Below are 13,841 nucleotides of genomic sequence, written 5' to 3'. Positions count from 1 at the left end.
CTTTCTTCACAAGAAGAGAGGATGAAAATCGAAACGACCTTATCCTTTTCCGTTTTTACATAAAGAATATAGCCGATCCACCACTTCTTGAATGGTGAGATGCGTCGTATCGACCAAAATCGCGTCTTCCGCTTTTTTTAAAGGGGAATGAGACCGTTCCGCATCCAGGCGGTCCCGCTTTTTGATCTCCTCTTCCAGTTGCGACAAGTTGGGTGAATGTCCCTTCTCCCATAATTCTCTATACCTTCGCATCGCCCTTTCCTGGATGGAAGCGGTCAGGAAGATCTTCAGGTCGGCATAGGGCAGGACCACCGTCCCTATATCACGCCCGTCCATCACCACATCTCCTTCTTCTGCCATCTTCCTTTGACGGTTTACCATGATCTCCCTCACCCGGGGATGCTTCGAGACGATGGAGACAAGGCGGCTTATGTCCGGATGCCGTATCGCCTCCGTCACATCCCTGCCATCCATCACCACCCGTTCGCTTCCCTCTCCGGTGGAGAAGAGACGGATCTCCGTCTCCTCCAGAAGTTTCGTTAGTCCTGCCTCATCGTCGGCCGAGACACCCGCTTCCTTCGCTTTTAACGTAAGGGCGCGGTACATCGCCCCTGTGTCGATATAAAGGGCCTTTAGTCTCGCCGCCAGCGAACGGGCGATGGTGCTTTTCCCTGCGCCCGCAGGTCCATCGATTGCAATCCTCATCTCTCCCCTACACCCCATTGCTTCACAAATAAAAAGCAGGGAATAGCCTGCTTTTCTACGTGTATGTAGAACTCTTCCTACATCATCTCCATCATCGAGGCAATCCCTAAAACTTTAGCCGTTATGGCTTTATTCTATCACACTCTTTTGATATGGGCAACGAATCGATTTTTTTAATCGTTTTCCTTCTTATAAAGTTCGATCTGGCGCTGAAAGGTGTAGCGAACCAGGGCTTCCATATCCCGTTCCCGTATGGAATGAAATTTCACCGACGCCACCTCCACCTCCGCTCTCTCAGGATAAAAAAGACGAACCACTTCTCCCACGAAGTCCACATGGTACATCCCCTCATTTTTCACATGAAAGGGGAGAAAACCCCTGAGACGGTCCCCTTTTTGAATCTCATGGGAAGATGGACAGAAGAAAGAGAGTCCCCCTCCGCTTACGTCTAAGGTTTGGGTGATATAATGATATGGCCTTGCTTCGTTCAGGCTCTTTACGGCCAGATCCAGGTGCGCTTCTACCCGAAGATGGTGCCGCCGTTGGGAACGCTCAATCTCATGATCCATCGGCCTTTCCATGATCCATAAAGGGATAGGATCCCGAGTTCGATCCATCAATCGAGTTCGAAATCGATACTGTCCCCCGTCTTCTCCTATAAACCAACAGGTAAATTCCGTTCCGCTGGGAAAAAGTTCCGTACTCCCCGATGGATCGATCGGCAGCTCAATGTGAAAGGTCTTCGTATTCGGGATGTCGGCTACACGGCTGCTGTAAACCTTCTCCTTTTTTCCTTCTTGCAGGATGGGTTCTAATTGAATCTTCTGCCCAACAGACGGAAACATCTTCTTGCTCCTCTCCATGCCGTGATGACTCTATTTTATCATAACGGCCTTGGAAAAGGAGTAAAAAGATTTACGAAACATAATCCAAATGGTCGATTTTCTCTTCTTCCCCGTTCTTTGCGTTGATAAAAACCTGATAGTCCGTCTTGTCCACTTTGCCGACAAATTCGTAGACCAAAACCTCTTCATTCCGTTCATTCTGAACTAAGGCCAAGGAACGTTCTTCCACCCTAAAATTGGGATTTAATCTCTTCTCCGCCGCTTGAACCGAAAGAGTTGGCTTTGGAAGATTCCGTTTCCGATGATTGGCCACATAGTTCTGGGCTTGAATTCCCACCACATCCCCCCGGTCTAAAGCGACCTTTACCGTAATCACATCGGGGTATAGGAGGATTCCACCTTCTCTGGGAGCATAGGTATAGATCGCTGTATTATCCTGTCTTTCCGTCTTCACATTTTCCATTCCATCCCACCCGTGGGAAAGCAAGAACCGGTATGCCTTCACTTCTCCATTTTCTATGGATAGACGAGCCGCCTTAATCGGTCGGGTGTTCATCATCCAGAGAAGCCGTCCTCCCCTCTTCGTCACCTCCACCAAGGTAGATGAGTCATCACCGTTTAGAATAGAGATATCATAGACCGGATAGACTCCTTTTTTATCCACAGCAGTCACCTTTACCTTCCTTGGAGTTTTGATCCCGGTAAAAGTTAATGCCTTTTGCTTCGCTTCCTCCGGAGAGATCTCTTCCCCCGTGAGATTCTCCAGGCGTTTGATCTGGATCTCTTCACTGGAGGTGGTATTCATCCCGAAATCGATCTCCCGAAACCCATCCACCCGTTGATCAATCCATTTAAACCCATCGATGATCGTATGATCCATCTTTTTATCTTCCGTGGCGATCGCCTGCTCCACGTCCATCCATCTCAGTTTCTTGTCATAAATGGCCTGCTCCACCTTTCTCAGTTCTTGCACGATCTCCCCGGAACGGGCATAAAGATTTTTTAAGGTTTTCCACTCGGAAGAGGTCAGGGGTTCTTTCTCTAAATCCCTGGTTGCCGTCCGGAAGGAGAAATCCCCCATCTTGAAGAGGAATTCCTCCGTCTTGTTAAAGGGCATTAAGGTAAGGGGGAGCTGTCCGACGCCATTTTGGGCCGCATAGGATAAGCGCCATACATTGGTAAGACAGGGGCCCAATTGTCTCCGGGAGTTCATGGCAATCGATTTTCCCAACTCCCGATGCAATGAATCCATATAAAAGGTTAAATCGTGAAAACCTTGCTGGTATTGATTTTCTGCTTTGATCAAAATAGAGTTTTTTTCCTGATTCTCCCGATACCCCCAATAGGATGTCCCCACCAGGGAGACGGCCAGAACCGGAACGAGGATGGTTGCGATTTTGCCCAAAGAAAACCCTCCCTTATATACCGTCTTACCTTAGTCTGAGGTGGGAGGAGTTCTTTTATACATATTCGAGAATGGATGGAAGACGGATCTTCCCCTTGAAAACTTACGGATGGGGATCGGAGGTAATGGTAAAATCATCGGCGTTATCGCAGATACATCTACGGAATCCCGTTTTAATGAGGCCGTTCTTATCCCTTCTCCCGCGCAGGGTATAAACCTCCCCGCAGCGGTTGCAACGAACCGTAACTTTCACCTTTTTCATGAATTCACTCCCTTTCCGGCTCCTTCTCCTGCCAAGGAGATCTCCTTTCCATAGTCTTGCCGAACCGTGAGATTTTTAGAAGGAAGGTTCGTGGATTCCGCTTTTTTCAAGGCAACCATCCACCAAAACCCCATGAAGGGGAGCAGTAGCAAAAACCAATGATCGACCCAAAGGAGGAGGGTATCATAGATCCCATGAAGAATGAAGGGAACGCTAAGGGAAAGAAGGAGATAAAACTTTTCTCTTTTTACCTCGCCGGAAAACTTGGCGCGACTTATATAGTACCCCATCAGCACCCCAAACAGGGCATGCCCTGAAACGGGAAAGAGGGCGCGCAAATAGGCGGTGGAAATGCCGTCAAGAAGAAGATAGAAGAAATTCTCCAAGGTCGCAAATCCCATCGAAATGGCTACACTATATACGATGGCGTCAAACCGCTCGTTAAATTCGATATGATGGTAAATAAAGAACATGAAGAGAAGCCATTTAAAAAATTCTTCCACCAATCCGGTGGCGATAAAACTCATAAAAAGCGGATGGTTACTTATTTCGGTCAGCAGAACGTGCTGGAGGATCATCACCGGAAATACGATCACCCCCCCAAAAAGAAAGAGGCGAATCACTAACCCCAAAGGCTCCTGTTCCGTCCGGTCCTTCAAATAAAAATAAAGTAAAAAAGCAACGCTGGGCGCAAATGCGGTCAGTACCACGGAGAACATTCCCGGGAATCCTCCTTGCATGGGATGTATAGTTTTATTGTAACAGATTTTTCACTTCTTTCCCATCGATCTTAAGACGGAGAAAAACCCTCCGTTACAGTCCGGAGGGCTAACGCGCTTCTTCCTTTTTTCACCTTTTTTCACCGTTCCTTTTTCCTTATACCCAGCCCCGGAAACGAGCCGCTTCGGCCATCTTTCGCACTCCCACCATGTAGGCGGCCAGGCGCATATCCACTCCCCGTTGTTGGGCGGTGTTGTATACATTGTGGAAGGAACGGACCATCACCTTTTCCAGTTTCTCCTCCACCTCTTCCTCCGACCAATAATATCCCTGATTATTCTGCACCCATTCAAAATAAGAGACCGTTACGCCTCCCGAACTGGCCAGCACGTCGGGCACGATCAAAATTCCCCGCTTGGTTAAAATCTTGGTGGCTTCTAAGGTGGTTGGGCCATTGGCTGCCTCAACGATAATCTTCGCCTTAATATTCGGCGCGTTTTCGGCGGTAATCTGATTTTCAATCGCTGCCGGAACCAAAATATCACAATCCAACTCCAGCAATTCTTTATTGGTGATGGTATCCTTAAAAAGGCGTGTCACCGTACCGAAAGAATCTCTCCGCTCCAGAAGGTAGTCAATATCTAACCCCTCTTCATCGTAAAGGGCGCCATAGGCGTCGGAGATGCCGATCACTTTCGCCCCCGCATCATACATAAATTTGGCCAGATAGCTCCCCGCATTGCCGAATCCCTGGATCACGACCCTGGCTCCCTCTAATGGGATTCCCTTCAGTTTCGCGGCTTCCCGAATGACGATGGTTACTCCCTTGGCGGTGGCGGTCTCCCTACCGTGGGACCCTCCCAATACCAAAGGTTTCCCCGTGATAAAACCCGGCGAATCAAATTCCCGGATGTGACTATATTCATCCATCATCCATGCCATGATTTGTGAATTGGTCGCCACGTCAGGGGCGGGAATATCCTTGGTAGGGCCCACGATTTGGCTGATCGCCCGGACATATCCGCGACTTAACCGTTCCAACTCCCGGAAAGAGAGTTCGGAAGGATTGCAGACGATTCCTCCCTTCCCCCCTCCATAAGGAAGATCTACGATCCCTGATTTTAAGCTCATCCATATTGATAGCGCTTTCACTTCATCTTCAGTAACATCGGGGTGAAAGCGGACACCCCCTTTGGTGGGTCCGACGGCGTCGTTATGTTGAGCACGGTAGCCCGTAAAAATCTTTACATTTCCGTCATCCATGCGGACAGGAATCCGAACCGTCAACATGCGCATGGGTTCTTTGAGCAGTTCATACACCTGCTCAGGATAGCCTAACTTTTCCAAGGCCTCCCGAATAATGATCTGAGTCGAGGTGAGAAGGTTTAAATTTTCCTTCTTTTTCTCCCCTTCCTCTTTTACCGGGTCTGCCGCTTTTCGTTCGATCATCCCTAACCACCTCAGAACGTTTTCTTATGCCTATGCAATGAAAGTAGTACGAACTTAGTATACACCTAGCTCACTTTACTGAGAAGTCCTTTCACCTTTTTTCACGGGGAAAAAGTAAAAAAGCACGCAACAACCCGTTACGTGCCTTTCTCTTTATTTTATTGGAATCGTAAAATTAATTCCTTTACCGCATCGTTCGCCAGGATTAATTTCCCATACTCGGAAAGGACGGCCTCCGTGACCGGAAGAATCTCTCCATACTCGGCTAAAATGGAGATCAGAAGTTGAAGATTCCCCTCCTCCAGATCCAGATGATCAAAATAAAGGATATACATTCCTTTATAGAAGAAAAGCTTCCCGCCCTCTACCACCAGGTGGTGAACTCGGTGGGCAGCCCGAATCAAATCTTCAAAATCCCGGAAGGCAAAGACCAGATCCTCCCGCTCTTCCAACATGACTTCCAGTTCAAACGTGTCGACATCCTGTACGTCTTCCATCTCTTCGGAAGGATTCGCCGGCGTGCGGCCCCGGGTAATGATCACCATCATTCCCTGGGATGGTAGGGCGAATACCTCCACCGCCACCGGACCATTCACTTCGAAGCCTACCTCGTAATAGGCTTGCTCCATCATATCGTTAAACAACTCATGTACCTTAGGGAGATCTTTCCATAAATCGTCTTTATCGATGTTGCGTTCCATGAGATCGTCGAAGGTTAAGAAGAACCGTACTTTATCCGAAGTGAGTCGTTCAATTCGCATTCCGTTCCCTCCCTCACGTGGACATGCGTAACGGGCAAGAAATAGCTACAATTTTGTATAATATATCATACCACCTCGCTCCCTGGAATGCAATCGAAAAGCGTAAATTTACGCAACCCCCCAGATTAGATGATCGCTCCCAAACCTCTCACGATGTTGATGGCTTCCTGATGTTTTTCTTCCTCCATGACAGCCGTTAAGAGGATATGATATCCCGTCACAATCCCGTTCCCAACGCTCATTCCACTCGACAGAGGATCGGCAGCCATGAGGATTGCTTCATTTTTCCCGGTGGGGACCTTTTCTTCCGTGAGATCGGCCAGGCCGGCAAAATCGCCGGATAAGGTTTGCCTCACATCCTCCCGATCCTCGGCCGGGTACCGACTAAAGTCATCGATTTGTATCGTATCAACGCCGATTTTTTCTAAGATTTCCTTCGCTTCCTTCGCTTGCTCCGGGCTTTTAAAAAAGGCAAGCAGATTTTTTTCCGCCATCTCCACCTTCTCCTTTCTTCCTTTTTTTACCGATCCTGTACCTTGCGTAAATCACACCGGGAATTCGTCTGATGAAACAAAAAAGGGCAATCCTTAGATTGCCCCATTTTTTTAATCTTACCCTTCTTTCCATCAACATTCGGCCACTTTCACACCCTGAAAAAAGAATCCCCGTTGCAGCAATCCTTCCCGGTAATCCAACGTCGCCCTCTCCAAATAGGTATCCATCGGTTCCTCCAAGATCACCCGGATTCCGTCGATGAGGAGGATCTGATCTTCTGAGTAGGTCTCATCCAGAGCCAATTGAATTTGTGGTCCGTCTCACGCATAACCGGTCATGAAAACCCTCAAGACGAGGTCTTTCCCGGAGATCATCTCTTCCAGCTTTTTTCGCGCTTTCTCCGTGATCTTCACACCTAGCCCCCGCTTTCTTTGGCAAAATATGCTCCGATGAGGATGAGAACGGCAGAAATTTTTTCTACCCGTTATTGCTTTCGGTGTTGACGTTTAAATTGACGTTACGAAGGGGGGTAAACGTAGAGATGGCATGCTTATAGACCAGCTGTTGTTTCCCCTCCGAATCCAATACGACGGTGAAGTTATCGAACCCTTTGATCAATCCCCGCAATTGAAAGCCGTTGACCAGGTAAATGGTAACCGGGATATTTTCTTTTCTCACCTGATTAAGAAAGGTATCTTGAATGTTGACCGTCTGTTTCATACCGATAGCCCCCTCATATGTACTTGAATATCAATTCTCCATGAAATGAAACTTTCCTGCTACAATCTGAAATATTTTATGGAGGGAATCCTCACGCTCCTCCTCCTCCATGGAAAACCAGTGGATGCCGTTCATGTGGCGGAACCAAGTAAGCTGCCTTTTGGCAAATTGTCGAGTTCGTTTTTTCATCTCTTGAACGGCTTCCGTAAGGGTGATTTTACCTTCCAGATAAGGAATCAGTTCTTTATACCCCAACCCCTGCATCGCCGTTGACTCTTTCGGAACCCCAACGGCAAGAAGCCGTTTTACTTCCTCCAACAGACCCTCGTTCATCATCCGATCTACCCGCTCTTCAATCCGTCGGTACAGATGTTTTCGCTCTAAGGTAAGCCCGATGAGGAGGAGATCAAAAGGAGACCGGAGGAATTCCTGCTCCGGAATGCGCCGACTGGGAGGTTTGCCGGTAAGCTCATACTCCTCCAGAATTCGTACCAGCCGCCGGGCATCATGGGGATGAAGCTTTCCGGCAGCCTTCGGATCCACCTTCATCGCTTCCCGGTGAAGGGCCAAGGAGCCATGGAGGGCGGCAAGCGCTTCCCATTTCTTCCGGATTTCCTCCCTTTTCCCCTCCGGAGTGAAAGAATAATGGGGATAATAGAGAAGAGCTTTCACATATAACCCGGTCCCACCCACCAGGATCGGAAGCCTTCCCCTCTCTCTGATTTCCTGAACCGCTTGCAGGGCAAGACGTTGAAAATCGGCCACGGAAAAAGATTCCCAAGGTTCGACGATATCGATCAGGTGGTGGGGAATCCGCTTCCTCTCCTCCGGAGTGGCCTTTGCGGTTCCGATATCCATCCCTTTATAGACTTGCATGGAATCCCCGGAGATAATCTCTCCATCAAACTTCTCCGCAAGGAGAATCCCTAATACCGTTTTCCCCACTGCGGTCGGCCCGATAACGGCCAAAAGAGGTTCTTTTTTCTGCTCTATTTTTCAATCACCCCAAACGTGATGGTGGCAGAAGTCCTTTCCAACGACGTGAAACCCAATTTCCCAAATTGATCACTTCCGGTCCGCTCTTTCATCATAACCTTTCTCCGGCAAACGCGCAAGGCTTCTTCGATCGTTTCCCGGCGAAGGGGGGAGGGATCGGCCCATGAACGCAAGGCGACGAGTCCTGGAGAGTTTGCCACCGGTTCCCGGAACATGGGGTCAAAATAAACTACGTCGAAAGAACCGGTAGGAAGTCGCTTTAGTATGTCCCCATGATCCCCGGTGACCACTTCGATTCTCCCCATCGCTTCTTTCACCGGGGGATCGGCATCCTCCCAGGAAGATAATCCGATTTTGGTCATATAGGCGATCACCTCATTCGCCTCGATCCCCACCACCTTTCCCTTTTCCCCCACAACAAAGGAGGCAACCACCGCATCGGCGCCCCAACCCAGCGTGCAGTCCAGAAAGGAATCTCCTTCCATCAGTTCCGCCACTTCAGCCATTTTATCAGTATCGCCCCGGATGAGGTTCTTTATACGAAGGGGAGCAAGGCCCGGGTGAAAAAATGCCGGTTTTTCGACTCCATTCCGATACGCAAACAGCCCCTTGCGGGTAAAGACGAGAAGACGATCCATCCCGTACCGTTGGAAAAGATCTTGGATGGAGAGATCTTTGCGCTCTACATATCTTCCCCGCAAGTTTACCGCCGCATCCTTGGCCTGATGCAGTAAAGCCGGCGTAGGAGCTAATCCTGTGGTAACCCACACCTCTTACATCACCCGCTTAAACATTTTTTCTAAATCATATTTGGAGAAATGGATGAGGACAGGGCGGCCATGGGGACAGGTATAAGGGTTTTCCGCTTTTCCTAATTCCTCCAATAAACGGGCCATCTCCTCTTTGGAAAGGGATTGGTTTGCCTTAATGGAGGCCTTGCAAGCCATCTGCTTAGAAGCCCCGTCCATAAGATCCGAGAGGTTTGCATTCCCTTTCCCATGGAGGATCACCTGGATAATGCCTTCCAGCATTTTCTCTTCCTCTCCCGGATTAAACCAAAGGGGAATTTCCCGAACCAAAAAGGTCCGCTCGCCAAAAGGCTCCTGGACGATGCCCAACTCTTCTATGAGAGGCTCCGCTTCCCGAACATAGGCCACTTCACTGGCGGCCACCTCATAAGTGAAAGGAATGGCCAGGATCTGCCGCCGCTCATCCTTTCTCATAAGCCATGAACGGCGGATCCGCTCATAATGAATGCGCTCCTGGGCTGCATGTTGGTCGATGAGATAAAGCCCTTCTTCGCCTTGGGCGATGATGTAGGTGTCATGCAACTGGGCGAGAGGCTCTAGAGAAAGCCCGCGGAAGAGGACCATCTGCCCTAAACGTCCGCTTTCCTCCATAGGGCTCACCTCCCCCTCTTTCCCCTCATTTCCTCTCTTCCCACCGTTCTCCCCTTTTTCCTCTTCTTCCATTTTCTGATGTTTATAACCACCGATTTCCTCTTCGGTCGGTTCTTTTCCGTCCGGAAGAAACGGCTCCCCATTGTTGCTTTGGACCGTACCGATGTGGTTTGGTTGGCTATGCATAGAGGGTGAAGCTTCTTTTACCGTCTCCTTGAAAATCCCTTCCGTCCCCTTCCGAATGCCGTACAGATCGGGATATCCGGCATGGGGCGACATCCCCCCCGCTGCAGAAGGATGAGAAAAAGCTGCCTTTCTCTCCACCGGAATCGTCGGGACAAGGGAGGTTCGCAGGAGGTGATCCTTTACCCTTAAGGTGAGCCAACGGCTTAATTCCTCTTCTTTGGAAAAACGGGCCTCCCACTTGGCCGGGTGGACATTCACATCGACGAGAGAGGCATCCATCCGGAAGGAAAGAACGGCAAAGGGAAAGCGGTGAACGGGGAGGAGGGTTTGGTATCCCTCCAGAAGCGCCCGCTGTAGAAGAAGGCTCCGGATGACCCGCCCATTCACGATAAACGTAAGGTACTGTTTACTCCCCCGGGTCCATTCCGGTTTCCCAATCAGACCTGTGAGGGTGAAGTCGGGATGCTCCCCGCTGATCGGGATCACTTTTCGGGCGACGTCCGTTCCATAGAGAGAATGGACCACATGGAGGAGCTCTCCGGAACCGTTGGTGCGAAATACCTCTCTTCCATCATGGAGAAGGCGAAAGGAAATGTTGGGATGGGCAAGGGCAAGACGCATCAGAATATCCTGAATATGGTAATTTTCGGTCGTTAGGGATTTCATATATTTCAGGCGGGCGGGGGTGTTAAAAAAAAGTTCCCTCACCCAGACGGTCGTCCCCTGGGGTAAGGGTTTCTCCCCCTTCTCCTTCACCTGACCCGCCTCCAGACGAAGGGTTTGGGCCAAGGGAGCCCCTTTTACTCTGGAGGCAATCTCAACCTTGGAGACGGCGGCGATGCTGGGCAGCGCCTCACCCCGGAACCCGAGGGTCCGGATGTGGAAGAGATCCCGCTCATGCTTCATCTTGCTGGTGGCATGGCGGGTAAAGGCTAGGGGAAGATCTTCCCCATCCATTCCTTCTCCATCGTCGCTCACCCGAATCAGGGAAAGCCCCCCTTCCTCAACTTCCACTTCAATTCTGGTCGCCTTCGCATCAATGGCGTTTTCCACTAATTCTTTCACCACAGAGGCTGGACGCTCCACCACCTCTCCGGCGGCAATCTTATTGGCCAACCCCTCCTCCATAATACGAATCTTTCCCATCGATCTTCCCCTCCTCTCGATTCTATTTCCTCCCTTCCCCTATCCCACTCCCCTCTTTCACCGCTTTCTCTTCCTCCCCTACTTCTCCCTGGTTCAAGATGCCCTGCCAGCGGGAGAGGAGCATGAGGGCTTCAATGGGAGGGAGACGGTTCAGATCGAGTGTCTTCAATTCTTGTAGAATGGTTTGTTCCATTCGATTCGTGTGGTCCACCGATTGTACCGGCTCTCTTCGATCAACATTCTCCTCTTTTTCCCGGGGATCGGCTCCCGATCCCGATGTTTCTCCACCCTCTTCCAAAAAGGGAAACGTTAATTGCAATGCGATGCTCTTCTCCTCATAAGTGGAGAGTAGTTCATTGGCCCGGGCAATGATCCGTTTCGGAATGCCGGCCAAATAGGCGCAATAAATGCCATAACTGTTCGAGGTGGAACCGGCCACCAGTTGACGGGTAAACAGGATCTCCTCCTTCTTCTCCTTTACCGCCATGTGGTAATTCCGTAAAGAGTGGAGGGTGGCCTCCAAAGCGGCCAATTCATGAAAATGAGTGGAGACTAGGGTGAGGCATTTCACCTGGTCGTGGAGGTATTCAATCACCGCCTGGGCGATGGCCATGCCGTCTTGGGTGGAAGTTCCTCTCCCCAGTTCGTCGATAATGACCAGGCTTTTGGCCGTCGCTTGGGTGGTGGTCACCATGATCTCATTCATCTCCACCATGAAGGTGCTGGAACCTTCCACCAAATCATCGGCCGCCCCAATGCGGGTAAAGATCCGGTCGACAACGGGCAGTTCCGCCTCCCGGGCAGGGACGAACGAGCCGATCTGAAACAAGAGCTGAATTAACGCAACCTGACGCATGTAGGTGCTCTTCCCTGCCATATTGGGCCCTGTGATTAAATAGATCCTCCGCTCCTCATCAAAAAAGGTGTCGTTTGGAATATAGGGTCCCTTCAGCACCTGTTCGATCACCGGATGGCGCCCTTCCAGAATCTTAAGCCTCCGTTCCCCATGAGAACGGGGACGGCAGTAGTTCCTTTCCTCGGCGAGCTGGGCAAAGGAGGAGAAGAGATCGAGGCGAATGACACAGGCGGCCACCTCCTGCAGCTCTTCAATATGGGCGAGCAGGATTTCCCGAATCTCTTGGAAAAGTCGGTATTCCAGTTCGACCATCTTCTCCTCTGCTTCAAGAATAAGTTGTTCCTTCTCCTTTAGTTCCGGAGTAACGTACCGCTCTCCTCCGGCCAGCGTCTGTTTCCGCTCATACTCAGGGGGAACGAGGGAAAGGTTTGCTTTGGTCACCTCTATATAATAGCCGAAAACCTTATTAAAGCCTACCTTCAGGGAACGAATGCCGGTCCGATCCCGTTCTTTCTGCTCCAGCGCAGCTATCCAAGCCTTTCCATTCCGGCCGGCATCCCGGTAGCGATCTAAATCTTGGTTAAATCCTTCCCGTATCAGGCCGCCCTCCTTCACACTTACGGGAGGATCATCCACGAGCGCCTTTTCCAAAAATCCATGGAGGGTGAGAAGGGTGGTCATCTCCCCCTGAAAACGAAGGAGCCTTGGAACCTCATTCTCTTCTCCATCGATGAAGGGGGAAAGTAGATGGGGAAGAACGCCAAGGGTTCTCCTGAGTTGAGCCAGATCTCTGCCGTTTACATTTCCGTAGGAAATTCTCCCCACCAAGCGTTCCAGATCATAAACCTCTTTAAGGGCCTCCCGTATTTCTGCCCGGATAATGGGATGGTCGTAAAAATATTGAACCGCGTCAAGGCGCGCCTCAATTTCCTCCCGGTCCAGCAACGGCTTGTCCAGCCAACGCTTCAACCCCCGCCTCCCCATGGAGGTAACGGTGCGGTCGATGGCGTGAAGCAGACTTCCCTCCTTCGACCCATTCCGGATCGTCTCCGTTAATTCCAGATTGCGTCGTGTGAAGGGATCGAGAATCATATGCCGGTCAGGGGGATAAATTTCTAAACGACGCACATGGGAGATCGATCTCTTCTGCGTCGCCTCCAAATAGGAGAGGAGTAAAGAGGCCGCCCTCCTGGAAGGAACCGAGAGGCCCTCTCCTCGCCCGGGGAAAAAACGATGAAAAGAATCCTCCTCCTGTAAAGCATAAGGAGTAGCCATCGTCTTAAGGGCTTCCAGCAAGTAAGAGAGATCCTCCTCATCCATTCCAGGCTCATAAAGAAGCTCTTTCGGCGCATAGGGTAGAAGCTCCTCCAAGAGGGATAGCCTGGAAAAGAAAGGGGAAGAGGGGAGATAAAACTCCCCGGTGGAGAGATCGGAAAAAGCCAGGCCATACTCCCCGTCGATCTTCACCAAAGCCGCCAGATAATGATTCTCACTGTCTAAAAGTTCCTGATCGATCAATGTCCCAGGGGTAATCACCCGGACGACCTCCCGTTTGACCACCCCTTTTGCCAGCTTCGGATCTTCCATCTGCTCGCAGATGGCTACTTTATACCCTCGGTCGATTAAAATCTTTATGTACGCATCGGCAGAGTGGTGAGGAACCCCGCACATGGGAATCCGCTCCCCTCCCCCCTCCCTGCCTGTTAACGTAATTTCCAACTCTCTGGAGGCGACGAGCGCATCCTCGAAAAATAGCTCATAAAAATCGCCTAGACGAAAGAAGAGAAGGGCATCCGCATACTCTTTCTTTATATCCAGGTATTGTCGCATCATCGGTGTGATTTGTTCCATTTTTCCTCCCGATCCCCTTTTTCGGAGATTATGCCTCTTATTAT

At 50.3% G+C, this 13,841-nt stretch carries 14 protein-coding genes; all 14 read right to left on the bottom strand.

Annotation, left to right across the window (positions count from 1 at the left end; all coding sequences use genetic code 11):
- Positions 1-39 precede the first annotated feature (39 nt).
- The 14 genes from cmk to mutS all read right to left on the bottom strand — a co-directional run bounded on the left by cmk (position 40) and on the right by mutS (position 13,797).
- Positions 40-705 (bottom strand): (d)CMP kinase, encoded by a 666-nt coding sequence (gene cmk / locus THEAE_RS0104445; protein ID WP_028986644.1) that lies wholly within the window; start codon positions 703-705, stop codon positions 40-42.
- Between the two features lie 173 nt (positions 706-878).
- The gene (locus tag THEAE_RS0104440) at positions 879-1,550 is read right to left on the bottom strand and encodes a flagellar brake protein (protein ID WP_028986643.1); all 672 of its coding nucleotides are present in this window, start codon (positions 1,548-1,550) and stop codon (positions 879-881) included.
- Positions 1,551-1,620: 70 nt separating this feature from the next.
- The gene (ypeB, locus tag THEAE_RS0104435; RefSeq protein ID WP_028986642.1) at positions 1,621-2,955 is read right to left on the bottom strand and encodes a germination protein YpeB; all 1,335 of its coding nucleotides are present in this window, start codon (positions 2,953-2,955) and stop codon (positions 1,621-1,623) included.
- 103 nt (positions 2,956-3,058) lie between these two features.
- Positions 3,059-3,217, bottom strand: a complete 159-nt coding sequence (locus tag THEAE_RS23235; RefSeq protein WP_005588894.1) for a hypothetical protein — start codon at positions 3,215-3,217, stop codon at positions 3,059-3,061.
- A complete protein-coding gene (gene prsW, locus THEAE_RS0104425; protein ID WP_028986641.1) occupies positions 3,214-3,936 on the bottom strand; it encodes a glutamic-type intramembrane protease PrsW in 723 nt (240 codons plus the stop codon). Before prsW ends, THEAE_RS23235 begins: the two co-directional genes overlap by 4 nt.
- Positions 3,937-4,093: 157 nt before the next feature.
- The gene (locus tag THEAE_RS0104420; RefSeq protein ID WP_028986640.1) at positions 4,094-5,386 is read right to left on the bottom strand and encodes a Glu/Leu/Phe/Val family dehydrogenase; all 1,293 of its coding nucleotides are present in this window, start codon (positions 5,384-5,386) and stop codon (positions 4,094-4,096) included.
- Between the two features lie 158 nt (positions 5,387-5,544).
- Positions 5,545-6,147, bottom strand: a complete 603-nt coding sequence (locus THEAE_RS0104415; protein ID WP_028986639.1) for a genetic competence negative regulator — start codon at positions 6,145-6,147, stop codon at positions 5,545-5,547.
- A 125-nt stretch (positions 6,148-6,272) separates the two neighbouring features.
- Positions 6,273-6,641, bottom strand: coding sequence for a hypothetical protein (locus THEAE_RS0104410; RefSeq protein WP_028986638.1), 369 nt, complete (start codon positions 6,639-6,641; stop codon positions 6,273-6,275).
- Between the two features lie 132 nt (positions 6,642-6,773).
- A complete protein-coding gene (locus THEAE_RS22840; protein ID WP_005588897.1) occupies positions 6,774-6,944 on the bottom strand; it encodes a hypothetical protein in 171 nt (56 codons plus the stop codon).
- A 175-nt stretch (positions 6,945-7,119) separates the two neighbouring features.
- The gene (hfq, locus tag THEAE_RS0104390; RefSeq protein WP_005588898.1) at positions 7,120-7,362 is read right to left on the bottom strand and encodes an RNA chaperone Hfq; all 243 of its coding nucleotides are present in this window, start codon (positions 7,360-7,362) and stop codon (positions 7,120-7,122) included.
- Positions 7,363-7,392: 30 nt separating this feature from the next.
- Complete coding sequence (gene miaA / locus THEAE_RS0104385; RefSeq protein ID WP_028986637.1) at positions 7,393-8,331, bottom strand: tRNA (adenosine(37)-N6)-dimethylallyltransferase MiaA; 939 nt, start codon at positions 8,329-8,331, stop codon at positions 7,393-7,395.
- A gap of 20 nt (positions 8,332-8,351) precedes the next feature.
- Entirely contained in the window at positions 8,352-9,128 is a 777-nt protein-coding gene (locus THEAE_RS0104380; protein ID WP_028986636.1) for a class I SAM-dependent methyltransferase, read from the bottom strand.
- Between the two features lie 3 nt (positions 9,129-9,131).
- Positions 9,132-11,090, bottom strand: coding sequence for a DNA mismatch repair endonuclease MutL (gene mutL / locus THEAE_RS0104375; RefSeq protein WP_028986635.1), 1,959 nt, complete (start codon positions 11,088-11,090; stop codon positions 9,132-9,134).
- Between the two features lie 22 nt (positions 11,091-11,112).
- Positions 11,113-13,797, bottom strand: a complete 2,685-nt coding sequence (gene mutS / locus THEAE_RS19930) for a DNA mismatch repair protein MutS (protein ID WP_084213437.1) — start codon at positions 13,795-13,797, stop codon at positions 11,113-11,115.
- Positions 13,798-13,841: the final 44 nt, after the last annotated feature.

This window comes from Thermicanus aegyptius DSM 12793, assembly GCF_000510645.1.
GTDB classification, from domain to species: domain Bacteria; phylum Bacillota; class Bacilli; order Thermicanales; family Thermicanaceae; genus Thermicanus; species Thermicanus aegyptius.
Note: the sequence above shows the minus strand (reverse complement) of the source record. Positions and strands in the feature narration are given on the sequence as shown.